Origin of the sequence: Enterobacter sp. IF2SW-B1 (assembly GCF_001743375.1) — a bacterium.
Classification (GTDB): domain Bacteria; phylum Pseudomonadota; class Gammaproteobacteria; order Enterobacterales; family Enterobacteriaceae; genus Enterobacter; species Enterobacter bugandensis.
Map to the genome: position 1 here is coordinate 22,973 of NZ_MJAA01000010.1, position 24,658 is coordinate 47,630.

21 protein-coding genes are annotated in these 24,658 nt (G+C 56.9%); 10 read left to right on the plus strand and 11 right to left on the minus strand.

Annotated elements, in window-relative coordinates; genetic code table 11:
- Nucleotides 1–8: 8 nt before the first annotated feature.
- Genes sdhA through sdhC form a run of 3 tightly spaced genes read right to left on the minus strand, consistent with a single transcriptional unit; the run spans nucleotide 9 to nucleotide 2,520 of the window.
- Nucleotides 9–1,775: a succinate dehydrogenase flavoprotein subunit gene (gene sdhA / locus A6013_RS18945; protein WP_041910764.1), complete on the minus strand. Its 1,767-nt coding sequence runs from the start codon at nucleotides 1,773–1,775 to the stop codon at nucleotides 9–11.
- Complete coding sequence (gene sdhD, locus A6013_RS18950) at nucleotides 1,775–2,122, minus strand: succinate dehydrogenase membrane anchor subunit (RefSeq protein ID WP_003858621.1); 348 nt, start codon at nucleotides 2,120–2,122, stop codon at nucleotides 1,775–1,777. The genes sdhA and sdhD overlap by 1 nt, the downstream gene beginning before the upstream one ends.
- A complete protein-coding gene (gene sdhC / locus A6013_RS18955; RefSeq protein ID WP_026080740.1) occupies nucleotides 2,116–2,520 on the minus strand; it encodes a succinate dehydrogenase cytochrome b556 subunit in 405 nt (134 codons plus the stop codon). Before sdhC ends, sdhD begins: the two co-directional genes overlap by 7 nt.
- Nucleotides 2,521–3,158: 638 nt before the next feature.
- Here sdhC and A6013_RS18960 point away from each other — a divergent pair.
- Nucleotides 3,159–4,442 (plus strand): citrate synthase, encoded by a 1,284-nt coding sequence (locus A6013_RS18960; RefSeq protein ID WP_028012378.1) that lies wholly within the window; start codon nucleotides 3,159–3,161, stop codon nucleotides 4,440–4,442.
- A gap of 106 nt (nucleotides 4,443–4,548) precedes the next feature.
- Here A6013_RS18960 and nei read toward each other — a convergent pair whose 3' ends face one another.
- From nei to A6013_RS18995, 7 genes are all read right to left on the minus strand, one after another.
- Nucleotides 4,549–5,340 carry an endonuclease VIII gene (nei, locus tag A6013_RS18965; protein WP_069733574.1) on the minus strand — a complete coding sequence of 264 codons (792 nt, stop codon included), beginning with the start codon at nucleotides 5,338–5,340 and terminating at the stop codon, nucleotides 4,549–4,551.
- A gap of 18 nt (nucleotides 5,341–5,358) precedes the next feature.
- Complete coding sequence (pxpA, locus tag A6013_RS18970) at nucleotides 5,359–6,099, minus strand: 5-oxoprolinase subunit PxpA (protein WP_069733575.1); 741 nt, start codon at nucleotides 6,097–6,099, stop codon at nucleotides 5,359–5,361.
- Complete coding sequence (gene pxpC / locus A6013_RS18975; RefSeq protein ID WP_028012375.1) at nucleotides 6,086–7,018, minus strand: 5-oxoprolinase subunit PxpC; 933 nt, start codon at nucleotides 7,016–7,018, stop codon at nucleotides 6,086–6,088. Before pxpC ends, pxpA begins: the two co-directional genes overlap by 14 nt.
- Complete coding sequence (gene pxpB, locus A6013_RS18980) at nucleotides 7,012–7,668, minus strand: 5-oxoprolinase subunit PxpB (protein ID WP_063942827.1); 657 nt, start codon at nucleotides 7,666–7,668, stop codon at nucleotides 7,012–7,014. Before pxpB ends, pxpC begins: the two co-directional genes overlap by 7 nt.
- 14 nt (nucleotides 7,669–7,682) lie before the next feature.
- Nucleotides 7,683–8,426, minus strand: a complete 744-nt coding sequence (locus A6013_RS18985; RefSeq protein ID WP_069733624.1) for a type 2 GTP cyclohydrolase I — start codon at nucleotides 8,424–8,426, stop codon at nucleotides 7,683–7,685.
- Nucleotides 8,427–8,436: 10 nt separating this feature from the next.
- On the minus strand, nucleotides 8,437–9,849 hold the full coding sequence (gene phrB, locus A6013_RS18990; protein ID WP_069733576.1) for a deoxyribodipyrimidine photo-lyase: 1,413 nt from the start codon (nucleotides 9,847–9,849) through the stop codon (nucleotides 8,437–8,439).
- A gap of 602 nt (nucleotides 9,850–10,451) precedes the next feature.
- The gene (locus A6013_RS18995; RefSeq protein ID WP_014069366.1) at nucleotides 10,452–10,658 is read right to left on the minus strand and encodes a YbfA family protein; all 207 of its coding nucleotides are present in this window, start codon (nucleotides 10,656–10,658) and stop codon (nucleotides 10,452–10,454) included.
- A gap of 308 nt (nucleotides 10,659–10,966) precedes the next feature.
- On the opposite strand from A6013_RS18995, the gene kdpF reads away from it, so the two are divergent.
- From kdpF to potE, 9 genes are all read left to right on the plus strand, one after another.
- On the plus strand, nucleotides 10,967–11,056 hold the full coding sequence (gene kdpF / locus A6013_RS19000; protein ID WP_014069365.1) for a K(+)-transporting ATPase subunit F: 90 nt from the start codon (nucleotides 10,967–10,969) through the stop codon (nucleotides 11,054–11,056).
- Nucleotides 11,056–12,735, plus strand: coding sequence for a potassium-transporting ATPase subunit KdpA (gene kdpA, locus A6013_RS19005; protein ID WP_069733577.1), 1,680 nt, complete (start codon nucleotides 11,056–11,058; stop codon nucleotides 12,733–12,735). The genes kdpF and kdpA overlap by 1 nt, the downstream gene beginning before the upstream one ends.
- Before the next feature lie 18 nt (nucleotides 12,736–12,753).
- Entirely contained in the window at nucleotides 12,754–14,802 is a 2,049-nt protein-coding gene (gene kdpB / locus A6013_RS19010) for a potassium-transporting ATPase subunit KdpB (protein WP_028012370.1), read from the plus strand.
- A 12-nt stretch (nucleotides 14,803–14,814) separates the two neighbouring features.
- The gene (gene kdpC, locus A6013_RS19015; protein WP_045261086.1) at nucleotides 14,815–15,390 is read left to right on the plus strand and encodes a potassium-transporting ATPase subunit KdpC; all 576 of its coding nucleotides are present in this window, start codon (nucleotides 14,815–14,817) and stop codon (nucleotides 15,388–15,390) included.
- Nucleotides 15,391–18,078: a two-component system sensor histidine kinase KdpD gene (gene kdpD, locus A6013_RS19020; RefSeq protein WP_069733578.1), complete on the plus strand. Its 2,688-nt coding sequence runs from the start codon at nucleotides 15,391–15,393 to the stop codon at nucleotides 18,076–18,078.
- The gene (gene kdpE, locus A6013_RS19025) at nucleotides 18,075–18,752 is read left to right on the plus strand and encodes a two-component system response regulator KdpE (RefSeq protein WP_008501074.1); all 678 of its coding nucleotides are present in this window, start codon (nucleotides 18,075–18,077) and stop codon (nucleotides 18,750–18,752) included. The genes kdpD and kdpE overlap by 4 nt, the downstream gene beginning before the upstream one ends.
- A 278-nt stretch (nucleotides 18,753–19,030) precedes the next feature.
- Entirely contained in the window at nucleotides 19,031–19,135 is a 105-nt protein-coding gene (speFL, locus tag A6013_RS25415; protein WP_003858645.1) for a leader peptide SpeFL, read from the plus strand.
- 253 nt (nucleotides 19,136–19,388) lie between these two features.
- Entirely contained in the window at nucleotides 19,389–21,587 is a 2,199-nt protein-coding gene (gene speF / locus A6013_RS19030) for an ornithine decarboxylase SpeF (protein ID WP_069733579.1), read from the plus strand.
- The gene (gene potE / locus A6013_RS19035) at nucleotides 21,584–22,897 is read left to right on the plus strand and encodes a putrescine-ornithine antiporter (protein ID WP_069733580.1); all 1,314 of its coding nucleotides are present in this window, start codon (nucleotides 21,584–21,586) and stop codon (nucleotides 22,895–22,897) included. The genes speF and potE overlap by 4 nt, the downstream gene beginning before the upstream one ends.
- Nucleotides 22,898–23,001: 104 nt before the next feature.
- On the opposite strand, the gene pgm is transcribed toward potE, so the two are convergent.
- Complete coding sequence (gene pgm / locus A6013_RS19040; RefSeq protein ID WP_028012364.1) at nucleotides 23,002–24,642, minus strand: phosphoglucomutase (alpha-D-glucose-1,6-bisphosphate-dependent); 1,641 nt, start codon at nucleotides 24,640–24,642, stop codon at nucleotides 23,002–23,004.
- Nucleotides 24,643–24,658 lie beyond the last annotated feature (16 nt).

Genomic DNA, 24,658 nt, shown 5'->3' on the forward strand with positions numbered 1-24,658 from the left:
TCTCCGCATTAGTAAGTACGAATCTTCGGCGGGAACGCCGGACGCAGTTTCGGTTCCATGTTGACGTTACGACGCGTCATGGTTTCCGACTCTGGCAGATACAGGGAATGGCACAGCCAGTTTTCATCGTCACGATCCGGGAAGTCGAAGCGGCTATGGGCGCCACGGCTTTCGGTACGGAAGTTTGCCGACATCGCGGTTGCGAATGCGGTTTCCATCAGGTTATCCAGCTCCAGGCACTCAACGCGCTGGGTGTTGAACTCGCTGGAGGTGTCGTCCAGACGGGCATTTTTCAGACGCTCGCGGATCGCCTTCAGCTGCTCAAGGCCTTTGGCCATCGCATCGCCTTCGCGGAATACCGAGAAGTTGTGCTGCATGCACTCCTGCAGCGCTTTACGGATTTCCACCGGATCTTCGCCGTTACGGTTACCGTTCCAGCGGTTGAGGCGTTCAAGAGAGGCGTCGATTTCGTCGTCGGTTGCATCACGCAGCGCGCCCTGCTCGGCAATGGACTCCTGCAGATGCAGACCCACCGCACGACCAAATACCACCAGGTCCAGCAGCGAGTTACCGCCCAGACGGTTGGCGCCGTGTACGGATACGCAGGCGATTTCGCCTACCGCGAACAGGCCAGGAATGACCACGTCTTCGCCCTGCTCGTTCACGGTCAGCGCCTGACCGGTCACTTTGGTCGGAATACCGCCCATCATATAGTGGCAGGTTGGGATAACCGGGATCGGCTCTTTCACCGGATCGACGTGCGCGAAAGTACGGGACAGTTCCAGGATGCCCGGCAGACGGGATTCCAGCACTTCTTTACCCAGATGGTCGAGCTTCAGCTTCGCGTGTGGACCCCATGGGCCATCGCAGCCGCGGCCTTCACGGATTTCGATCATGATGGAACGCGCCACCACGTCACGACCCGCCAGGTCTTTCGCATTCGGGGCATAACGCTCCATGAAGCGCTCGCCGTGTTTGTTCAGCAGGTAGCCACCTTCACCGCGGCAGCCTTCGGTGACCAGCACGCCCGCACCGGCGATACCGGTTGGGTGGAACTGCCACATCTCCATGTCCTGCACCGGCACGCCCGCGCGGATAGCCATACCGACGCCGTCACCGGTGTTGATGTGGGCGTTGGTGGTGGATTGGTAAATACGGCCTGCACCGCCGGTCGCCAGCACGGTCGCGCGGGCTTTGAAGTAAACCACTTCACCGGTTTCGATGCACAGCGCGGTACAGCCAACAATTGCGCCATCGGCGTTTTTCACCAGATCCAGCGCATACCACTCGGAGAAGATGGTGGTATGGTTTTTCAGGTTCTGCTGATACAGGGTGTGCAGCAGCGCGTGACCAGTACGGTCAGCCGCCGCCGCGGTGCGTGCCGCCTGCTCGCCGCCGAAGTTTTTCGACTGGCCGCCAAACGGACGCTGATAGATGGTGCCATTTTCCAGACGGGAGAACGGCAGACCCATGTGATCCAGCTCCAGAATCGCTTCCGGGCCGGTTTTACACATATATTCGATGGCATCCTGGTCGCCGATGTAATCGGAACCTTTTACCGTGTCGTACATGTGCCATTCCCAGTTATCTTCATGGGAGTTACCCAGCGCAACGGTAATACCGCCCTGCGCGGACACAGTGTGGGAACGGGTCGGGAACACTTTAGAGAGCAGCGCACAGGTCTGGCCGCTCTGGGAAATTTGCAGTGCGGCGCGCATACCTGCGCCACCCGCACCAATCACAACAGCATCAAATTCTCTGACTGGCAGTTTCATTACACACCCCACACCACAACAAATCCATAAATGACGTAAACCAGCAGCGCAACAACAATAATCAGTTGCAGCGGAAGGCGAATCGCCAGCGGTTTAACGTAATCGGTCAACACCTGCCACATGCCGATCCAGGCATGAATAAGGATGGAGAACAGGGCCAGCAGGGTGAACACTTTGGTGAAGGCCGATCCGAAGAAACCACTCCAGATTTCCCACGTCAGCGTGCCGCTGGTCGCGAAGAAACCGATCATATAGATGATGTAAAGCGTGAGGACGATGGCGGTAGCGCGGACCAGAATGAAGTCATGTACGCCGTTGCGTCCTAATGCGGAGGCGTTGCTTACCATACGAGAACTCCTGCGAGAAGTGAAAGCACGACAGTGATCACAAATGAAATGTTCGCGGTACGTTTCCCGGCCTCGAACGTCTCTTCCAGATAGCCAAAGTCCATCAGCATGTGGCGTACGCCGCCAACAACGTGATAGGCCAGCGCGGTGAGAATGCCCCACATGATAAATTTCACGAAGAAGCTATTCATGATGGCCGAGGCCTGGAGGAATCCTTCAGGGGAAGAGAGGCTGGTGCCCAGTAACCACAGCAAAATACCGACCGCCACAAACGTAATCACACCAGAAACACGGTGCAGAATGGACGCTATTGCTGTTACGGGGAACCGGATCGTTTTGAGATCCAGATTGACAGGTCTTTGTTTTTTCACATTTCTTATCATGAATAACGCCCACATGCTGTTCTTATTGTTTCCTTCCTCCGGACTGCGATGCGGGTCAAGCAGCGTTCCTTTTCTATAACTGCGCGTCATGCAAAACATTGCTTCCAAATGCTAAAACGACACGTTACAACGCTGGGTGGCTCGGGATTGCAGGGTGTTCCGGAGACCTGGCGGCAGTATAGGCCGTTCACAAAATCATTACAATTAACCTACATACAGTTTGTTGGGTTTTCTCTGGAACAGTGATCAGGGTCACGATAACAACATCTTTTTAATTTTTAATCATCTGATTTGACAAATGTTAAACATTATTGTTACAAACGTCATCAGAAAAGGCATATAATGCGCAAAAGTTATGAGGTCTCTCTTTCACCTGACAAATAGTTATGTAACAGTGTGATGGTATTGACCGAAGTTATCAGGACAGTTATTAGTGATATACAGGTTTGAATAATTCGGACTGCAAAAACGCTGATTTGCTGTTGTTTCACTGATATTTCATTCGTTTACCTGCAAGGCGCCATAGCTCTGTACCCTGGTTACTCCTCGTGAGCTGAGCGGTAAGCCAAATAACAATCTGGTAACGGTGATTAACAGCTGAAGGCAAATCCGGTAAAAGCAGTCTTAAGCATAAGGCGCTAAGGAGACCGTAAATGGCTGATACAAAGGCAAAACTCACCCTAAATGGTGATGATGCTATTGAACTGGATGTGCTAAAAGGCACGCTCGGTCAGGATGTTATTGATATCCGTACGCTGGGTTCCAAAGGAGTATTTACCTTTGACCCTGGATTTACCTCTACCGCATCTTGCGAATCCAAAATCACCTACATTGACGGTGACGAAGGTATCCTGCTCCATCGCGGCTTCCCCATCGATCAGTTAGCCACCGAATCCAACTACCTGGAAGTGTGCTACATCCTGCTGAACGGCGAAAAGCCGACGCAGGCACAGTACGATGAATTCAAAACCACCGTAACCCGTCACACCATGATCCATGAGCAGATTACCCGTCTGTTCCATGCGTTCCGTCGTGACTCTCACCCAATGGCGGTGATGTGCGGGATTACCGGTGCGCTGGCGGCGTTCTACCACGACTCACTTGACGTGAATAACCCGCGTCACCGTGATATCGCGGCGTTCCGCCTGCTGTCCAAAATGCCGACCATGGCGGCGATGTGCTACAAATACTCCATCGGCCAGCCGTTTGTGTACCCACGTAACGACCTCTCCTACGCCGGCAACTTCCTGCGCATGATGTTCTCCACGCCGTGCGAAGAGTATGAAGTGAATCCGGTGCTGGAACGCGCGATGGACCGTATTTTGATCCTGCACGCTGACCACGAGCAGAACGCCTCTACCTCTACCGTCCGTACCGCAGGCTCTTCAGGCGCGAACCCGTTCGCCTGTATCGCTGCGGGCATCGCCTCCCTGTGGGGACCGGCGCACGGCGGCGCGAACGAAGCGGCGCTGAAGATGCTGGAAGAGATCAGCACCGTTGAGCACATTCCAGAGTTCGTGCGTCGCGCGAAAGACAAGAATGACTCCTTCCGCCTGATGGGCTTCGGTCACCGTGTTTACAAAAACTACGACCCGCGCGCAACCGTTATGCGTGAGACCTGCCATGAAGTGCTGAAAGAGCTGGGCACCAAAGACGATCTGCTGGAAGTGGCGATGGAGCTGGAACACATCGCGCTGAACGACCCGTACTTCATCGAGAAGAAACTCTACCCGAACGTCGATTTCTACTCTGGCATTATCCTGAAAGCGATGGGCATTCCGTCTTCCATGTTCACCGTGATCTTCGCCATGGCGCGTACCGTGGGCTGGATTGCGCACTGGAACGAAATGCACAGCGAAGGCATGAAAATCGCCCGTCCTCGTCAGCTGTACACCGGCTACGAGCAGCGTGATTTTAAGTCTGACCTGAAGCGCTAAAAAACGTTGGGTGCGGCCTGATGCCCTCTCCCACAGGGAGAGGGTGAAATATTAAAAACGGCAACTTTCGTTGCCGTTTTGCTTTTACCTCCGCCACCCGGCTTTTTTACATCTGGCACCGAGGGCACCAGTAAAACGGTCTGGAAGAGATCGTAGCCTTCTCAATCACTCCGCCGCACCGCTCGCACTTTTTCCCCGCCCGATGGAATACCTTAAAGCGGAACAGTGCCCCGTGATGTTTGTTCTCATCCACCAGGCCGCGCGTGTTGTACGACAGCCGCGGAATGTCCAGCAGCGCGTGCGACAGCGCCTCCAGCTTTTCATCGCTAAGCTGAGAGGCCTTGCGCTGCGGCGCCAGCCCCACTTGCCAAAGGATTTCCACCCGCAGATAGTTGCCTAATCCCGCCAGAAAAGCCTGATCGAGCAACAATCCGGAAAACTGGCGGTTGCGGAATTTGGGCGATAACAGTCGGGCCTTCACGTCGCTCGCCGTCAGGCGCATGTCCAGCACGTCCGGTCCGACGCGCTGTAAGAACGGATGCGTCAGCAGCTGCTCCGGCGTTAACATTTCGATATCAGAGGCGCTATAGAGCAGGATCGCCTTATCCGCCGTTTGTAACCGGACGCGCAGCACGCGCGTCGTTTGCGGCTGCTCGTCCGCATCGACGACGCGCCACACACCGTAGAGCTGGTTATGGCTATATAACGTCAGGTTATGGGAAAAATGCGTGAGCAACGCTTTGCCGCGCGTTTCAATATGGGTCACCGTCTGTCCCACCAGCTCTGTTTCAAACGGCTTAAGTTGAGGAAAGGCAAACCAGACATCGGTCAGGGGTTTGCCCTTTATCGCCGCCTCCAGGCTATCCGCCGCGCGGCGGATCTCCGGACCTTCAGGCATGTCATTGTCCTTTTATAATCAATCTGCGCTGACGAGAATGCCCTCTTCAGAGAACGCCGCCCGCAGGCGTCGCGCAAACTGGAGCGCATGCTCCCCGTCGCCGTGTAAACACACCGTATCGGCCTGAACATTTGCGGATGTTCCATCCACGGCGGTCACCCGCCCGAAGCGCACCATCGCCAGCGTCTGCGCCAGCGCTTTATTTTCGTCTGTGATCAGCGCACCGGCCTGCGTGCGCGGCACCAGGCTGCCGTCCGGCATGTATCCCCGATCGGCAAAGACTTCCTGCCGCGTCGTCAGCCCCAGCCGTTCTCCGGCACGAATAAGCTCGCTACCCGCCAGGCCAACCAGAATCAGCTGCGGATTGCAGTCCCGCACCGCGCGGGCAATCGCCTCCGCCAGCGCCGGATCTTTCGCTGCCTGGTTATAGAGCATGCCGTGCGGTTTGACGTGACGCAGCACGCCATGCTCAGCGCGCACTATCGCCTCCAGCGCGCCGATCTGGTAGAGCACCTGAGCGTAGACCGTCTCAGGGGGCAGATCCATCGCCGTACGGCCAAAGTTGTCCCGATCCGGGAAGCTCGGGTGAGCGCCAATCGCCACGCCGTTTTTCATGGCATTGCGCACGCTCTCCAGCATGGTTTGCGCATCGCCCGCGTGAAAACCGCAGGCGATATTGACCGAGGAGACCAGGGTCATCAGTTCCGCATCGGCGCTGCTGCCCTCCCCCAGATCGGCGTTTAAATCAATCTTTACCATCAAGCCTCCACGCCAGCTGTTCGAGATAGCGCTGCCGATCCTGCCGCGCCTTTAGCGCCTCCTCCAGCGTACACTGCACGAAATGAATCGGCTGGCCGAGAGGGATTTGCGCCAGATGGTAGCGATCCGCTTCGATAATGCAGGCAATACGCGGATAGCCGCCGGTAGTTTGCGCGTCGTTCATCAGTACGATGGGCTGCCCGTTGCCCGGCACCTGAATCACCCCCGGCAGCAGCCCGTGGGAAAGCAGCTCCCGGTCAGTCGTGCGGGTCAGCGGCTGCCCCTGAAGCCGGTAACCCATACGGTTACTCTGCGGGCTGATTTTCCACGGCGAACGCCAGAAAGACTCTTTTGAGGCTTCATCAAACTCCTGATATTCCGGTCCCGGCAAGGCGCGGATCACGTTCCCCCACAGCAGTTGCTTCACGCCCTGCGTAGTGGTGAAATGGCGCGCTGATGGCTTAATCGCAAGACGATCGCCGTCGCGCAGCAGTCGTCCCTCATGGCCGCCCATTCCCGCTTTCTGGTCGGTGCTGGACGACCCCAACACCTCCGGCACGTCGATGCCCCCCGCCACGGCAAGATAGCTGCGCACGCCGTGCAGAGGACGCTTAAGCGTCAGACGCTGCCCGGCTTTCGCCCGCAATCGCCAGCCGGTCCACACCGCTTTGCCGTCCAGCGTCGCGTCACAGCCCGCGCCGGTTAAGGCGAACCAGGTCTCCTCACCAAATTCAATAACGCACTGACCCAGCGTAATTTCTAACGCCGCCGTGCTGCCCGCGTTGCCTACCAGCAGGTTGGCAATCTCCAGCGAAGGACGATCGAGCGCACCGCAGTAGCTCACGCCGGACTGGCGCATGCCAAAGCGTCCGGCATCCTGAACGGAGGTATAAAGCCCCGCGCGAATAAGCGTTAACATACCCCCTCCTTCTGCGGGATAAAGCGCAGGGTATCACCCGGACGCAGGAGTATTGGCGCGTCATGGCCGGGTTCAAATAACGGCGTGGATGTGTGCCCGATAAGCTGCCAGCCGCCCGGTGAAGTAAGCGGATAAATTCCGGTTTGTTCACCGCCAATCGCCACCGTTCCTGCGGGAACGCTCAGGCGCGGCTCAGCCCGACGCGGGGTATGCAGCCGGGGAGATAATCCGCCCAGATACGGAAAGCCCGGCTGAAAACCCAGAAACCAGACGACGTAATCCACCGAGCTGTGCAGCTCCACAACCTGCTTTGCTGTTAATCCACAGTGTTCGGCCACCACGCCAAGGTCAGGGCCACCTTTGCCGCCATAGACAACCGGGATCTCAATCGCCCGCGATTCTGGCTCCAGCGCCTCGCTCTCTTCCCACCAGCGCTGCAGACGCTCAATGGCATCCAGCGCCCCGGTGTGCGGATCGCGTAGCACCACGGTGATATTATTCATACCCGGAATAGCTTCAACCACGCCGGGTAGCTCGGGCAGCCGCTGAGCCAGGCGCCAGATACGCTTTTGCGTGGCAAGCGTCACGGGAGGCTCAAGCTCCAGAACTACCGCGGTTTCACCCAGAAGATAACAACGCGCTCGCTGCACTTAACTACCTCTCATCAGGCCGGATTAGGAATATCAATAAAGGTCACATCCAGATCGGTATTTTCCGTCAGCCACTCGCTGAGGGCGCGAATACCGCCGCGCTCGGTAGCGTGGTGGCCTGCCGCGTAAAAATGCAGCCCCTGCTCGCGGGCAGAGTGAACCGTCTGCTCGGAGACTTCGCCGGTAATAAACGCATCAACACCAAAGCGCGCGGCGCTGTCGATAAAGCCCTGGCCGCCGCCGGTACACCAGGCCACGCGTTTTACCAGGTCAGGTCCCGTATCGCCACACCACAGCGGACGGCGCCCCAGGCGCGCTTCAATCCACGATGCCAGCTCCAGCCCCGGTACCGGCATCGACAGTTCGCCCCACGGCACCAGCGGCTCGATTTCACCCATCACGGTAATTCCTAACAGCTGTGCCAGCTGGACGTTATTTCCCAGTTCAGGATGCGCATCCAGCGGCAGATGGTAACCGTACAGGTTGATATCATTCGACAGCAGCGTTTTGAGGCGGTTGCGCTTCATGCCGCGGATAATCGGCGATTCGTTTTTCCAGAAGTAACCGTGATGGACAATCACCGCGTCGGCTTCCTGACGCACCGCCTCATCCAGCAGCGCCTGGCTTGCCGTCACGCCGGTGATGATTTTCTGCACCGTTTCGCGCCCTTCGACCTGCAGGCCATTCGGGCCATAGTCGCTAAAGGAGGCGGTATTAAGTTTTTCGTTAATCAGACGTTCCAGTTCACTGTTTTTCATCATCATTCTCTCAAACTTTTCGGGCGGCTTCGTACGCCGCCAGCGTGGCGACGCGCGCCTGTTTATGGTCGACAATCGGGCGGGGATAATTGAGCTTTACGCCCTGTTTATCCGCCCATGCCCACGGGTCATGGATCGCTTTTTCAGGAACGTTCCTGAGCGCGGGCAACCAGCGGCGAATAAAGTCGCCGTTGGCATCAAATTTTTGCCCCTGAGTGGTCGGATTAAAAATCCTGAAATAGGGAGCCGCATCGGTGCCGGTAGAGGCCGCCCACTGCCAGCCACCGTTATTCGCAGCCAGATCGCCATCGATCAGCTGAGAAATAAAATAGCGCTCTCCGATTCGCCAGTCGATAAGCAGATCTTTCACCAGGAAGCTCGCGGTAATCATTCGCAGACGATTGTGCATCCACCCGGTTTCATTTAGCTGGCGCATAGCGGCGTCCACAATCGGATAGCCCGTCTCCCCTTTTTGCCAGGCCTGTAAAAGTGCCTCATCGTGCTGCCATTTTACGCTGTCGGTCCACGGAATGAACGGACGATGCTTGCAGAGATTGGGATGGTACGTCATCAGATGGCGGTAGAATTCACGCCAGATAAGTTCGTTCAGCCACACCGAGCCCGCACCACCGTCCAGCGCCTGCGGCTGTTCGGCCAGAAGACGATGCAAACACTGGCGAGGAGAGAGCACGCCCAGCGCCAGGCAGGCCGATAACCGGCTTGTCCCTTCAATTGCCGGGAAATCCCTGCGCGCGTCATATTCTCCCGCGCCCTGCTTGCAAAACTGGCGCAGCTTCGCAATAGCGGCCTTCTCACTGGCAGGGAACAGAAGTTCATCAAATGCCCGTTGGGGATAGTTGAACGTTAATTCGGGGAGATCGGTTATAGCCTCTCCTCTGGCGGCGGGCGCGGGTACGCACTCCGGCAGCGCCTCTTTCAGGCGCTTAACAAAAGCATTTTTAAACGGCGTAAACACTTTATACATTTCGTGACCGCCGGTCATAACGCTGCCCGGTGCCAGCATCACGCTGTCATCAAATCCCTCACATACCACCTCTCCCAGCATTTTCTCCAGCTGGCGGTCCCGCTGCTGTTCGTTCAGTTCGTACTGGTAGTTATAAAAAAGATGCGTGACGCCGTTCTGCTGGCATATCTCCTGCAGCATATGAAGCTGCGCGGTAAAATCGCTGACCTCTTTGTAGATCAGCGGAATGCCTTTCTCGGCAAGCGCGTGCTGCAGTTCGTTCAGGTGTGATTTGAGGTAAGCCGCCTGCCGTGGAGCCATATCATGCTGCTGCCACTGCTCAGGCGTGGCGATAAATAGCGCCAGTACGCTGGCGTCATCAGAGCGGCAGGCTGCCGCGAGAGCGATGTTGTCATGTACGCGCAAATCCGCGCGAAACCAAACCAGATGGGTGGGCATAAAACTCCAGGCTATTGTCCATTATGTCCATAAGGGCATGCCATACAAGGAAAATGCATGCATTGAACTACTTTGCCATGAAGTGTAGACGGGATGAAATAAAAAAGGCCGCCCGGGGCGGCCTTAACGCTACTTGTCCTGCGCTATCGTGGTTAAAGCGACAAACGCATTAGGTTCATCACTCTTTACAACGAGTACGCTGGCGACAATGAACGCGATGCATATATAGCGTTTCACTATGCGGTCCCTGCTGCTAACCGCTCCACCGTTCACCACCGGTGATAAATCGGTGGACACAAGCTCTGTGTGGAGCCTGACTTACGGTTGTTGTAACACCTCTCCCGGGACCGGTGCCCATTTGCGAGATGGCGGAAAGGGACGCAGCATGGTAAACATCACGTGAGCAAAACGTAACCCATTGAACCTGATATTAAGAATATATTTAGGATTGAGGCAGTTGCTTATTCAACCAGCAAACGTATGCTTATAAGCCTCTGTGTGAGAGCTTGAAAAAACCACCCAACGGACCGCGAATCCCGAGGGACAAAAAAACCGCCATATTGCTATTGGCGGTTTTTTTATGGCTACGCGTCAGCGTTGTATCAATAGAAATCGCAGGTCGCTTTCTCTGCCTGATCCATCCACACCGGCTTCTCGCTGGTTTTCGCCCAGACGCGGTGCAGATAACTGTAAAAACGCGCGCGATCTTTCCAGAACAGCATCACCGGCAGGGCCAGCACGCCAGCCACTACGGCGAAAGTGCGACGCATGAACACGATATGAGCCGGATACTCTTTATAAAGATCCATATTTTTCTCCCCTGTAGTTGGCCGGAAACCTTCTCCGGAAAATGTGAAATCTGTGACCTGGATAAAATAATATCGCTTTGTTTGTAATTTTACTACTCATCCGACCACTTATTTTTATCCATTTAGTGAATATTTACATTCGCGTCGTAATTAAGTTACAAAAAAGTTAACGATTTACTTATCAATAGTTAAATTGTGGGCTTTCCATTTTTATACTTTTTTTACACCCACCCTTCTGATTTTTGCGAAATCTTTGCGCCATAAATCCTACCGTTAGCACAACAACAAAAGTCACCCGGAGGTGGATTGTGAGTGCAGGTCTTATTGCCGGCATCGTGCTGGTGTTCCTGTTATTGGGTTATCTGGTCTATGCCCTGATTAACGCGGAGGCATTCTGATGGCTGCTCAGGCGTTTTTGCTTATTGCCAGCTTCTTAGTGGTATTGTTCGTTCTGGCAAGGCCGCTGGGAACGGGACTGGCGCGATTGATCAACAACGTCCCCCTGCCCGGCACGGGAGGCGTTGAAAAAGGGATCTGGCGCGTGCTGGGAATCGACGATCGGGAGATGAACTGGCGTGAATATCTGATCGCCATTCTGCTGCTGAATATCGTTGGGCTCATTGCGCTTTTTGCCATGCTGATGCTGCAGGGCATCCTGCCGCTGAATCCGCAACAGTTACCGGGCCTGTCCTGGCATCTTGCGCTGAACACGGCGGTCAGTTTTGTCACTAACACCAACTGGCAGTCCTATGCCGGTGAAACCACGCTCAGCTATTTCAGCCAGATGGCTGGATTAACCGTGCAGAACTTCCTCTCTGCCGCCAGCGGTATCGCAGTAATTTTCGCGCTGACGCGCGCGTTTGCACGTCAGAAAATCGGTACCCTGGGTAACGCCTGGGTGGATCTGACGCGCATTACGCTGTGGATCCTGCTGCCGATTGCGCTGCTTATCGCGCTGTTCTTTATTCAGCAGGGCACCCTGCAAAACCTGCTGCCTTACGCCCCGTATACTTCGCTTGAAGGAGCAAAACAGATCCTGCCGATGGGGCCAGTGGCGTCGCAGGAAGCCATCAAGATGCTCGGCACCAACGGCGGCGGCTTCTTCAACGCCAACTCGTCGCATCCGTTTGAAAACCCTACCGCCCTGACCAATTTTGTGCAGATGCTGGCGATCTTCCTGATCCCCGCCGCGCTCTGTTTCGCCTTTGGTGATGTGGTCAACGATCGCCGTCAGGGCCGCACTCTGCTCTGGACGATGTCGCTTATCTTTGTGGTCTGCGTAGCGCTGGTGATGTGGGCTGAATGGAGCGGCAACCCCCATTTCATGCAGCTGGGGGCTGACAACAATATCAACATGGAAGGTAAAGAGAGCCGCTTTGGCATTCTCGCCAGCAGCCTGTATGCGGTGGTCACCACGGCGGCCTCGTGCGGGGCGGTCAACGCCATGCACGATTCCTTTACGGCGCTGGGTGGCATGATCCCGATGTGGCTGATGCAGATTGGCGAGGTGGTGTTTGGCGGCGTGGGCTCCGGTCTTTACGGCATGCTGCTGTTCGTACTGCTGGCGGTATTTATTGCCGGTCTGATGATTGGCCGCACCCCGGAATACCTCGGTAAAAAAATCGACGTTCGCGAGATGAAATTAACCGCGCTGGCGATTCTGGTCACCCCGGCGCTTGTGCTGCTCGGCACCGCGCTGGCGCTGATGACCGAAGCAGGACGTAGCGGCATCTTTAACCCGGGCATTCACGGCTTTAGCGAAGTGCTGTATGCCGTCTCCTCGGCCGCCAACAACAACGGTAGCGCCTTTGCAGGCTTAAGCGCCAACTCTCCGTTCTGGAACTGTCTGCTGGCGTTCTGCATGTTCGTGGGCCGCTTCGGGATCATTGTGCCGGTTATGGCGATTGCCGGATCGCTGGTGAATAAAAAAATCCAACCGACCACCACCGGGACGTTACCGACCCACGGCGCGCTGTTTATCGGCCTGCTGACGGGCACCGTGTTGCTGGTCGGCGCCCTGACCTTTATCCCCGCCCTCGCGTTAGGCCCGGTCGCGGAAACTCTCTCTTTACGCTGATTTTGCGGAGTATTTGTCATGAGTCGTAAACAACTGGCCCTGCTCGAACCGACGTTAGTTCGTCAGGCGCTTATGGATGCGGTCAAAAAGCTGAGCCCGCGCGTGCAATGGCACAACCCGGTGATGTTTATCGTCTGGGCCGGCAGCGTCCTGACCACCGCACTGGCGATTGCCATGGGGACGGGTCACATGCCGGGAAACGCGATGTTTACCGGGGCCATCAGCCTGTGGCTGTGGTTTACCGTGCTATTCGCCAACTTTGCCGAAGCGCTGGCGGAAGGCCGGAGTAAAGCGCAGGCCAACAGCCTGAAAGGGGTGAAAAAAACGGCGTTTGCGCGGAAATTACGTGAACCGAAATACGGCGCGCAGATGGACCACGTTCCGGCGGATGAACTACGTAAAGGTGATGTGGTGCTGGTGGAAGCTGGCGACATCATCCCGTGCGACGGAGAAGTCATTGAAGGTGGCGCATCGGTAGATGAAAGCGCCATTACCGGGGAATCCGCACCTGTGATCCGTGAATCCGGCGGTGATTTTGCATCCGTAACGGGTGGGACGCGCATTCTTTCCGACTGGCTGGTGATCCAGTGCAGCGTCAACCCGGGCGAAACCTTCCTCGACCGGATGATCGCCATGGTGGAAGGCGCTCAACGCCGTAAAACACCGAACGAAATTGCCCTGACCATCCTGCTGATAGCCTTGACCATCGTCTTCCTGCTGGCAACCGCGACGCTGTGGCCATTTTCCGCCTATGGCGGCACTCCAGTCACCATCACCGTACTGGTTGCGCTGCTGGTCTGCCTGATCCCCACCACCATTGGCGGCCTGCTGTCGGCCATCGGCGTGGCCGGCATGAGCCGTATGCTCGGTGCCAACGTTATCGCCACCAGCGGGCGTGCGGTTGAAGCCGCCGGTGACGTGGATGTCTTGCTGCTGGATAAAACCGGGACCATTACCCTCGGTAACCGCCAGGCGTCCGAATTCTTACCCGCCCCGGGCGTGGATGAAAAAACGCTGGCGGATGCGGCACAGCTCTCCTCGCTTGCCGATGAAACCCCGGAAGGCCGAAGCATTGTTGTTCTCGCCAAGCAGCGCTTTAACCTGCGCCAGCGCGACGTTCAGAGCCTGCATGCCACCTTCGTGCCGTTTACGGCGCAAACCCGAATGAGCGGGATTAACATTCAGGATCGCATGATCCGTAAAGGCTCTGTTGATGCCATCCGTCGCCACATTGAGGCCAACAATGGCCACTTCCCGCCTGAAGTGGACAACCTGGTCGAAAGCGTAGCCCGTCAGGGGGCCACGCCGCTGGTGGTGGCAGAAGGCGCGAATGTGCTGGGCGTAATTGCCCTGAAAGATATCGTCAAAGGCGGCATTAAAGAGCGCTTTGCCCAGCTGCGTAAAATGGGCATTAAAACGGTGATGATCACCGGGGATAACCGTCTTACCGCCGCGGCGATTGCCGCCGAAGCGGGCGTGGATGATTTCCTTTCCGAAGCCACGCCGGAAGCGAAACTGGCGTTGATTCGTCAGTATCAGGCGGAAGGCCGTCTGGTGGCGATGACGGGCGACGGTACCAACGATGCCCCTGCCCTGGCGCAAGCCGACGTGGCGGTGGCGATGAACTCCGGTACCCAGGCAGCAAAAGAGGCGGGCAACATGGTCGACCTCGACTCTAACCCGACCAAACTGATTGAGGTGGTGCACATCGGCAAACAGATGCTGATGACGCGCGGTTCGCTGACCACCTTCAGTATCGCCAACGACGTGGCGAAGTATTTCGCCATTATCCCGGCGGCCTTTGCGGCCACCTATCCGCAGCTCAATGCGCTGAACGTGATGCACCTGCACTCTCCGGCATCGGCCATTCTGAGCGCGGTGATTTTCAACGCCCTGATCATCGTCTTTCTTATTCCGCTGGCGCTGAAGGGCGTGAGCTATAAGCCGCTGACCGCAGCTGCCATGCTGCGCCGCAACCTGTGGATATACGGCCTGGGGGGGCTGGTGGTGCCTTTCATCGGTATCAAGGCTATCGACCTGCTGTTGACCCTGTTCGGGCTGGTTTAAAAGGTGAATCAAATGACGATGTTACGCCCCGCTATACTTTTGTTTATTCTGCTGTCTCTCATTACCGGCGGGCTGTACCCGCTGGTAACCACCGCGCTGGGCCAGTGGTGGTTTAAGGATCAGGCCAACGGCTCGCTGATTATACAAAACGGCGAAAACCGCGGTTCACGCCTGATTGGTCAGAACTTTACGGATGCTCGCTACTTCCAGGGACGCCCTTCCGCCACTGCCGAAAGCCCGTATAATCCGATGGCATCCGGCGGCAGTAACCTGGCGGGCAGCAACCCGGAGCTGGACAAAGCCGTCGCTGAACGCGTGGCAACCCTGCGTGCCGCCAATCCTCAGGCCAGCCGCGAGGTGCCCGTAGAGCTGGTGACCGCCTCGGCCAGCGGGCTGGACTACAGCCTGACGCCGGCAGCGGTGGCCTGGCAGATCCCGCGCGTCGCCGCCGCCCGTCAGTTGACCGTGGAACAGGTGAGCAAGCTGGTGGCAGAGCACACGCAAAAGCCGCTGGTCAGCTTCATCGGCATGCCCGTGGTAAATATTGTTGAGCTGAATCTGGCGCTGGACGCGCTAAGGAAAAACTAAATGACCGACGAGCCCATGCGCCCGGATCCGGACAGGCTGCTTGAACAGACGGCTGAAGCCCATCGCGGCAAACTGAAAATTTTCTTTGGCGCCTGCGCGGGCGTCGGGAAAACCTTCGCCATGCTGACGGAAGCCCAGCGGCTTCGGGCGCAGGGGCTCGATATTCTGATCGGCGTGGTTGAAACCCACGGACGCAAAGAGACGGCGTCGCTGCTGAAGGGGCTGGCTACCCAGCCGCCCCGCCGCATCAGCCACCGTGGTCGTTTAGTTACGGAGTTTGATATTGATGCCGCCCTCGCCCGCCGTCCCGCCCTTATCCTGATGGACGAACTGGCGCACAGCAATGCGCCAGGCTCACGCCATCCCAAACGCTGGCAGGATGTTGAAGAGCTGCTCGAGGCCGGCATTGATGTGTTCACAACAGTTAACGTTCAGCATCTTGAAAGCCTGAACGACGTAGTCAGCGGCGTGACCGGCATTCAGGTGCGCGAGACGGTGCCCGACCCGTTCTTTGATTCTGCCGATGAGGTGGTGCTGGTTGACCTGCCTCCTGACGATTTGCGCCAGCGCCTGCACGAAGGCAAGGTTTATATTGCCGGCCAGGCCGAGCGCGCCATCGAACATTTCTTCCGCAAAGGTAACCTGATTGCCCTGCGCGAGCTGGCCCTGCGTCGTACTGCCGATCGCGTTGACGATCAGATGCGCGCCTGGCGCGACCTGCAGGGACAGGAGCGCGTCTGGCATACGCGGGATGCCATTCTGCTGTGCGTGGGGCACGGCAGCGGCAATGAAAAACTGGTCCGCACCGCCGCGCGCCTGGCGGCCAAATTTGGCAGCGTCTGGCATGCGGTGTATGTCGAAACGCCGCAGCTGCACGCTCTGCCCGAAAACCAGCGCCGCGCGATCCTGAGCTCGCTGCGCCTTGCGCAGGAGCTGGGTGCCGAAACCGCTACCCTTTCCGATCCGCAGGAAGATAAGGCCATTCTGCGCTACGCGCGGGAGCATAACCTGGGGAAAATTGTCATTGGCCGCCGCCAGCATCGCCGCTGGTTTAGCCGCGAATCCTTTGCCGACAAACTGGCCCGCCGCGCGCCGGATCTGGACCTGGTGATCGTGGCGCTGGATGATAAACCTGCTCCCCTCCCCAGCCGCGCGCCGGACAGCCGGGCCTTCAGCGATAAATGGCGCATTCAGCTCCGCGGCTGTTTTGTCGCCGTCGTGCTCTGCGCCCTGATCACTATAATCGCCAGCAAATGGCTGATTGCCTTCGACGCGGCCAACCTGGTGATGATCTACCTGCTGGGCGTGGTAGTGGTGGCGCTCTTTTACGGACGCTGGCCGTCGGTACTGGCGACGGTTATTAACGTCATCAGCTTCGATCTGTTCTTTATTGCCCCCCGCGGGACGCTCGCCGTCTCGGACGTACAGTACATCCTCACCTTCGCCGTGATGCTCACTGTCGGGCTGGTGATAGGGAACTTAACGGCTGGCGTGCGCTACCAGGCGCGTATCGCCCGCTATCGCGAACAGCGCACGCGGCATCTTTATGAGATGTCGAAATCGCTGGCGGTAGGCCGCACGCCGCTGGATATTGTGCAGACCAGCGAGCAGTTTATTCGCTCGACCTTTCATGCCAGCAACCTGATTTTACTCCCGGACGATCACGGCAAGCTGCGCCCGCTGACGTCGGCCTCGGGCATGACGCCCTGGGACGAAGCCATCGCCCGCTGGAGCTTTGATAAAGGGCTACCGGCGGGTGCAGGGACCGACACCCTGCCCGGCGTGCCCTATCAAATTCTGCCCCTGCGCAGCGCCGACAAAAACCTGGGGCTGGTTATCGTGGAGCCCTCTAATCTGCGCCAGCTGATGATCCCCGAACAGCAGCGACTGCTAGAGACCTTTACGCTGCTGGTTGCCAGCGCGCTGGAACGGCTGGCCCTCACCGCCAGCGAAGAGCAGGCCCGGCTGGCAAGCGAGCGCGAAAGCATTCGTAACTCGCTGCTGGCGGCGCTGTCTCACGACCTGCGCACACCTCTTACTGTCCTGTTTGGCCAGTCGGAAATCCTGACGCTGGACCTGGCAGCGGAAGGTTCAAAACACGCCATGCAGGCCAGCGAAATCCGTCAGCACGTGCTCAATACCACGCGTCTGGTGAATAACCTGCTCGATATGGCGCGGATCCAGTCAGGCGGTTTTAACCTCAAAAAAGAGTGGCTCACGCTTGAAGAGGTGGTGGGCAGCGCGCTGAAAATGCTCGAACCCGGCCTCGGTGGGCGGCATATTGCGCTGAACATGCCCGAGCCCCTGACGTTAATTCACGTTGACGGTCCGCTGTTTGAACGAGTGTTGATTAACCTGCTGGAAAACGCCGGCAAATATGCGGGTGCCAGCGCCCGGATTGGGGTGGATGCGACGGTGGACGACGACACGCTTCGTCTTGACGTCTGGGATACCGGGCCGGGCATTCCTGCCGGACAGGAGATGGCTATTTTCGAAAAATTCGCACGCGGCAATAAGGAGTCTGCCATCCCGGGCGTGGGGCTGGGGCTGGCGATTTGTCAGGCAATAATTGATGTTCATGGCGGAACCATTTTCGCGGAAAATCGTCCGGAAGGCGGCGCGCGTTTTTGTGTTACACTTCCTCTGGAAACCCCGCCGGAACTGAATGAATTACCAGAGGATTTGTGATCAACGTTCTGATTGTTGAAGATGAGATCGCCATTAGCCGGTTTCTGCGCGCAGCGCTGGAAGGTGATGGTCTGCGCGTTCATGATGCGGGTACGCTTCAGCGGGGGCTAATTGAAGCCGCGACCCGCAAGCCGGACCTGGTGATCCTCGATCTTGGCCTGCCGGACGGTGACGGCATCGATTTTATCCGCGAGGTACGTCAGTGGAGCCAGATGCCGATTCTGGTGCTCTCCGCCCGTACTGAAGAGACGGATAAAATCGCCGCGCTGGATGCCGGGGCGGACGACTATCTGATAAAACCTTTTGGTATCGGCGAGCTACAGGCCCGCCTTCGCGTGGCCCTGCGTCGCCACAGCGCAACCACGCCTGCTGACCCAACCTACACGTTTGGGGATATCCGGGTTGATCTGGCCGCGCGACGTATTGTGCGCGGTGAAGAAGAAATCCATCTCACGCCAATCGAGTTTCGCCTGCTCGCCGTGCTGCTTAATAATCACGGTAAAGTACTCACCCAGCGCCAGCTGTTAAGTCAGGTGTGGGGACCCAACGCGGTGGAGCATAGTCACTATTTACGCATATATATGGGACATCTTCGCCAGAAACTTGAAGTTGACCCCGCGCGCCCCCGTCATTTATTAACTGAAACCGGTATCGGTTATCGGTTTATGCTTTGAATAACTATTCAATTTATTTTTAAATAAAAACGAAACCTCTCAGAAAATATTTCACAAATATCCCAACCGTTATTTTTTTGATTATTTACGCTCACATCAAACATTCACAACACAATCTATTAACGTGACACTAACAATTCAGAATTTTGATCTGCATTATTCATCAAAAGCGACTAATTATTTCTGAAATGATCGGTTAATGGTGATCTGCTTCACGGTTAATCGCCTTTGCCTGGATAAAATGACCATGCTTTCAATTACTGAAAGGAATATGAAACATGGAAAACAACAATCGCTTAATGCCCCATATAAGGCGGACAACGCATATTATGATGTTTGCCCACCGAAACTGCTTTGACTTTCATCTCTTTAATGCCCGGTAGTCCTTCGACTTCTGGCGCACTCGCTTACAGGTTATTCTGAAAAACCTTAACTTACAGGCAATTGCCTGTGAACTCGTGCGCTCATTCATCTTGATTCAGACTCATCCGCACCGGGCGGACTGAATTTCAATCATCAAAAAAGCAATTCACTGATTTTAATCAGCGGCTACCCATTGCTTTTTTTCCGGAAAATTATCGATTTCTTTCTTGCAAGAAATCGAGGGACGCTTATTACCAAAATAAAGAGAGAAAGATGAAAAATTTAAAAATCGCAGCCAGCCGTGCATGTCCGGACTGCTTTACTACCCAGCGTGAAGTGGTGGATGTCCGCGCTTCTGATTATATTGATGTTGCCGCCATTGTTCTGGCGGTCACGGATATTGCCAGCGGTATCCTGGAAGAAATAGAAGCTACCGGTTTTGGCATTCCCGTATTTGTGGCGACGCACAAAGAAGAGATCATCCCGGCAGATTATTTATCGCGCATTCACGGCGTATTTGAGCATTCAGACACCAGCAAAGACTTTTATGGACGCCAGCTGGAAGCGGCCGCGCAGAAGTATGAAACCCAGCTGCGCCCGCCGTTTTTCCGGGCCCTTGTCGACTACGTGAAGCAGGGCAACAGCGCGTTTGACTGCCCGGGGCATCAGGGCGGGCAGTTTTTCCGCCGTCATCCTGCCGGCAATCAGTTTGTCGATTTCTTTGGCGAGACGTTGTTCCGCTCCGATCTGTGCAACGCCGACGTGGCGATGGGGGATCTGCTGATCCACGAAGGCGCACCGTGCATTGCCCAGCAGCATGCGGCAAAAGTCTTTAACGCCGATAAGACCTACTTCGTGCTGAATGGCACCTCGTCGTCCAACAAAGTGGTGCTTAACGCCCTGCTCACCCCAGGCGACCTGGTGCTGTTTGACCGTAATAACCACAAGTCTAACCACCACGGTGCCCTCCTCCAGGCTGGCGCAACGCCGGTCTATCTGGAAACCGCGCGCAACCCGTACGGCTTTATCGGCGGCATTGACGCGCACTGCTTTGAGGAGAGTTACCTGCGTGAACGGGTGGCAGAGGTGGCGCCTGGCCGTGCACGCGATGCGCGTCCGTTCCGTCTGGCGGTGATCCAGCTGGGCACCTACGATGGCACCATCTACAACGCCCGTCAGGTGGTGGATAAGATTGGGCACCTGTGTGATTACATCCTGTTTGACTCGGCCTGGGTGGGTTACGAGCAGTTTATTCCGATGATGGCCGACTGCTCGCCGCTGCTGCTGGAGCTGAACGAAAACGATCCGGGGATCCTGGTCACCCAGTCCGTGCATAAACAGCAGGCTGGCTTCTCGCAGACCTCGCAAATTCACAAGAAGGACAGCCACATCAAAGGCCAGCAGCGCTATGTCCCACATAAGCGGCTCAACAATGCCTTTATGATGCACGCCTCCACCAGCCCGTTTTATCCGCTGTTTGCCGCGCTGGACATTAACGCCCGCATGCATGAGGGGCAAAGCGGCCGCAACATGTGGATGGACTGCGTGGTGACGGGCATTGAGGCGCGCAAGCTGATCCTGGAGAACTGCCGATTTATTCGTCCATTTGTGCCCGAGACGGTGGATGGCCGCGCGTGGGAAAGCTGGGACACGGCAGAGATTGCAACCGATCTGCGCTTCTTCCATTTCGTACCGGGTGAACGCTGGCACGCTTTTGAAGGCTACGCTGAGCATCAGTATTTTATCGACCCGTGCAAGCTGCTGCTGACCACGCCGGGCATTAACGCCCGCACCGGGGAGTATGACGACTTCGGTGTGCCTGCCACCATTCTCGCCAACTTCCTGCGTGAAAACGGCATCGTGCCGGAAAAATGCGATCTCAACTCGATCCTGTTCCTGCTCACCCCTGCGGAGGACATGGGCAAGCTGCAGCAGCTGGTCGCCCAGCTGGTGCGCTTCGAAAAACTGCTTGAGAGCGATGTGCCGCTGAAAGACGTCCTGCCCTCCCTCTACAAACAGCATCCGGAACGTTACGCGGATTACACTCTGCGCCAGATCTGCCAGGAAATGCACGACCTGTACGCCCGCCATAACGTGAAGCAGCTGCAAAAAGAGATGTTCCGCAAGTCTCACTTCCCGCGGGTGATGATGAACCCGCAGGACGCGAACTACGCCTACCTGCGCGGTGAGGTCGAGCTGGTCTCCCTGCGCGACGCGGAAGGCCGCATCGCCGCCGAAGGCGCTCTCCCCTACCCACCGGGGGTACTGTGCGTGGTTCCAGGGGAAGTCTGGGGCGGTTCCGTGCTGCGCTACTTTGCCGCGCTGGAAGAAGGCATCAACCTGCTGCCGGGCTTCGCGCCGGAGCTGCAGGGCGTGTACGTCGAGGAGTGTGAGGGTCGCAAACAGGTTCGCTGCTACGTCATCAAACAATCCGCTGCTCAGCCATCGCTGCTGAAAGGAGAAAAATTATGAGCAAGTCCAATAAGATGGGCGTGGTGCAGCTGACTATCCTCACCATGGTTAACATGATGGGCTCCGGGATTATCATGCTGCCCACCAAGCTTGCCGAGGTGGGGACCATCTCTATCATCTCCTGGCTGGTGACGGCTGTCGGATCGATGGCGCTGGCGTGGGCGTTTGCCAAGTGCGGGATGTTCAGCCGCAAGTCAGGCGGCATGGGCGGCTATGCCGAGTACGCCTTCGGCAAGTCCGGCAACTTTATGGCGAACTATACCTATGGGGTGTCGCTGCTGATCGCCAACGTGGCGATTGCCATCTCCGCCGTGGGCTACGGTACGGAGCTGTTTGGCGCGACGCTCAGCCCGGTGCAAATTGGGCTGGCGACCATCGGCGTGCTGTGGATCTGTACCGTCGCCAACTTTGGCGGCGCGCGCATCACCGGACAGCTCAGCAGCATTACCGTCTGGGGCGTGATCATCCCGGTGGTCGGTCTGTGCATCATCGGCTGGTTCTGGTTCAGCCCGACGCTGTACGCCAACTCCTGGAACCCGCACCATGTGCCGTTCTTCACCGCCGTGGGCTCGTCTATCGCCATGACGCTCTGGGCTTTCCTGGGCCTGGAATCCGCCTGCGCAAATGCGGAAGTGGTGGAAAATCCGGAGAAGAACGTGCCGATTGCGGTTCTCGGCGGGACGCTGGGCGCGGCGGTGATCTATATCGTTTCAACCAACGTGATAGCGGGGATCGTGCCAAACATGGATCTGGCTAACTCCACGGCACCGTTCGGACTGGCCTTTGCGCAGATGTTCACCCCGGAAGTCGGGAAAGTGATCATGGGGTTGATGGTGATGTCCTGCTGCGGATCGCTGCTTGGCTGGCAGTTCACCATTGCACAGGTTTTTAAATCTTCGGCAGATGAAGGCTATTTCCCGAAAATCTTCTCCCGCGTGACCAAAGCCGATGCGCCGATGCAGGGTATGCTGGCAATTGTCATCTTCCAGAGCGGATTATCGCTAATGACCATCAGCCCGTCGCTGAACAGCCAGTTCAACGTGCTGGTCAACCTGGCGGTGGTGACGAACATCATCCCGTATATTCTGTCGATGGCGGCGCTGGCGATCATTCAGAAGGTGGCGAAGGTGGATCCGCACAAAGCGCGAGTAGCGAATATCGTGGCGCTGGTTGGGGCGATATACAGCTTCTATGCGCTCTACTCGTCCGGCCAGGAAGCGATGCTGTACGGGGCGATAGTGACCTTTATGGGCTGGACGCTGTACGGTCTGGTGTCGCCGAGATTTGAATTGAAGAACAAACACAGTTAGGTAAAAGCAAAACGGCAACCCTGAGGTTGCCGTTTTTAGTGTTTTCTCCCTCTCCCCGTGGGAGAGGGCCGGGGTGAGGGCATCAGCCCGCACCAGAACACGACTTATGCGTTTTTCAGCACTTCGCTGACAATCTCTACCGCTTCTTTCTCAATCTGCTGGCGATGCTCAGCGCCGAGGAAGCTTTCGCAATAGATCTTGTACGCATCTTCCGTACCGGACGGACGCGCGGCGAACCAGCCATTTTCGGTCATCACTTTCAGGCCGCCGATAGACGCACCGTTACCGGGTGCCGCCGTCAGACGCGCGGTGATCGGATCGCCTGCCAGGGTGCTTGCGCTGACCATCTCCGGAGAGAGTTTGGACAGAGCCGCTTTCTGGGCAGAGGTCGCGCCAGCCTGAATACGGTTATAGCTTGGCGCACCAAAGCGTGCAGCCAGCTCGTTGTAATGTTCCTGCGGGTTTTTACCGGTAACCGCGGTAATCTCCGCCGCCAGCAGGCACATGATGATGCCGTCTTTATCGGTTGACCACGGGGTGCCATCGAAACGCAGGAAGGACGCGCCTGCGCTCTCTTCGCCGCCGAAGCCAAAGCTGCCGTCGTGCAGACCGTCAACGAACCACTTGAAGCCTACCGGCACTTCCACCAGCTTGCGGCCCAGCGCGTCCACCACGCGGTCGATCATCGCAGAAGAGACCAGCGTTTTACCGACAGCCACCTCTTTGCCCCACTGCGGACGGTGCTGGAACAGGTAGTTGATTGCAACAGCCAGATAGTGGTTCGGATTCATCAGCCCGGCAGGGGTGACGATGCCGTGACGATCATAGTCCGGGTCGTTAGCAAACGCCAGGTCGAATTTATCGCGCAGCGCCAGCAGGCCCGCCATCGCGCATTCGGAGGAGCAGTCCATACGGATCGCGCCGTCTTTGTCCAGGTGCATAAAGCGGAAGGTCTGATCGACGTGATCGTTCACGATGGTCAGATCCAGCTTGTAGTGCTCGGCGATGCGCTTCCAGTACTCAATACCGGAGCCGCCCAGCGGATCCACGCCCAGCTTCAGGCCGGCTTTCTGAATCGCCGCCATATCGACGATATCCGCCAGCCCTTCCACAAACGGCTGAACCAGATCCTGCTCTTTCACGTGGCCGGAGGCCATCGCCTCATCAAGAGAAATACGTTTAACGCCTTTCAGACCGTCGGCCAGCAGCGCGTTTGCACGATCTTCCACCACTTTGGTGACGTTAGTGTCAGCCGGGCCGCCGTTAGGCGGGTTGTATTTGATACCACCGTCTTCCGGCGGGTTGTGGGATGGCGTGATGACGATACCGTCAGCCTGCGCGCCACCTTTTTTGTTGTGCACAAGGATCGCGTTTGATACCGCCGGTGTTGGAGTAAACCCATTATTCTCCTGAACAATCACGTCCACACCGTTCGCCGCCAGCACTTCCAGCACGGAAATAAACGCCGGTTCAGACAGCGCATGGGTATCTTTGCCCACGTAGCACGGACCGGTAACGCCGTTTTTAGCGCGCTCTTCCGCAATGGCCTGAGCAATGGCCAGAATGTGCGGTTCGTTAAAGCTGTGGCGCGCCGCGCTGCCGCGGTGACCAGATGTACCAAACTTCACTGCGTGTTCTGCGTTGCCCACGACCGGTTTCAGCACGTAATACTGCGCGGTCAGCTGAGCGACGTTAATCAAATCGCTTTGTTGTGCAGGTTGGCCTGCACGGCTGTGATTTGCCATTACCGGGTCCTTATGA

Bases quoted from the DNA above. Each gene is read 5' to 3' on its own strand.
- nei (WP_069733574.1), bottom strand. From the start codon at position 5,340: ATGCCTGAAGGTCCGGAGATCCGCCGCGCGGCGGATAGCCTGGAGGCG.
- sdhD (WP_003858621.1), bottom strand. From the start codon at position 2,122: ATGGTAAGCAACGCCTCCGCATTAGGACGCAACGGCGTACATGACTTC.
- kdpD (WP_069733578.1), top strand. From the start codon at position 15,391: ATGACCGACGAGCCCATGCGCCCGGATCCGGACAGGCTGCTTGAACAG.
- A6013_RS18960 (WP_028012378.1), top strand. From the start codon at position 3,159: ATGGCTGATACAAAGGCAAAACTCACCCTAAATGGTGATGATGCTATT.
- pgm (WP_028012364.1), bottom strand. From the start codon at position 24,642: ATGGCAAATCACAGCCGTGCAGGCCAACCTGCACAACAAAGCGATTTG.
- phrB (WP_069733576.1), bottom strand. From the start codon at position 9,849: ATGCCCACCCATCTGGTTTGGTTTCGCGCGGATTTGCGCGTACATGAC.
- pxpC (WP_028012375.1), bottom strand. From the start codon at position 7,018: ATGTTAACGCTTATTCGCGCGGGGCTTTATACCTCCGTTCAGGATGCC.
- kdpC (WP_045261086.1), top strand. From the start codon at position 14,815: ATGACGATGTTACGCCCCGCTATACTTTTGTTTATTCTGCTGTCTCTC.
- speFL (WP_003858645.1), top strand. From the start codon at position 19,031: ATGGAAAACAACAATCGCTTAATGCCCCATATAAGGCGGACAACGCAT.
- pxpA (WP_069733575.1), bottom strand. From the start codon at position 6,099: ATGGTAAAGATTGATTTAAACGCCGATCTGGGGGAGGGCAGCAGCGCC.
- potE (WP_069733580.1), top strand. From the start codon at position 21,584: ATGAGCAAGTCCAATAAGATGGGCGTGGTGCAGCTGACTATCCTCACC.
- sdhC (WP_026080740.1), bottom strand. From the start codon at position 2,520: ATGTGGGCGTTATTCATGATAAGAAATGTGAAAAAACAAAGACCTGTC.
- A6013_RS18995 (WP_014069366.1), bottom strand. From the start codon at position 10,658: ATGGATCTTTATAAAGAGTATCCGGCTCATATCGTGTTCATGCGTCGC.
- A6013_RS18985 (WP_069733624.1), bottom strand. From the start codon at position 8,426: ATGAAAAACAGTGAACTGGAACGTCTGATTAACGAAAAACTTAATACC.
- kdpA (WP_069733577.1), top strand. From the start codon at position 11,056: ATGGCTGCTCAGGCGTTTTTGCTTATTGCCAGCTTCTTAGTGGTATTG.
- sdhA (WP_041910764.1), bottom strand. From the start codon at position 1,775: ATGAAACTGCCAGTCAGAGAATTTGATGCTGTTGTGATTGGTGCGGGT.
- kdpB (WP_028012370.1), top strand. From the start codon at position 12,754: ATGAGTCGTAAACAACTGGCCCTGCTCGAACCGACGTTAGTTCGTCAG.
- speF (WP_069733579.1), top strand. From the start codon at position 19,389: ATGAAAAATTTAAAAATCGCAGCCAGCCGTGCATGTCCGGACTGCTTT.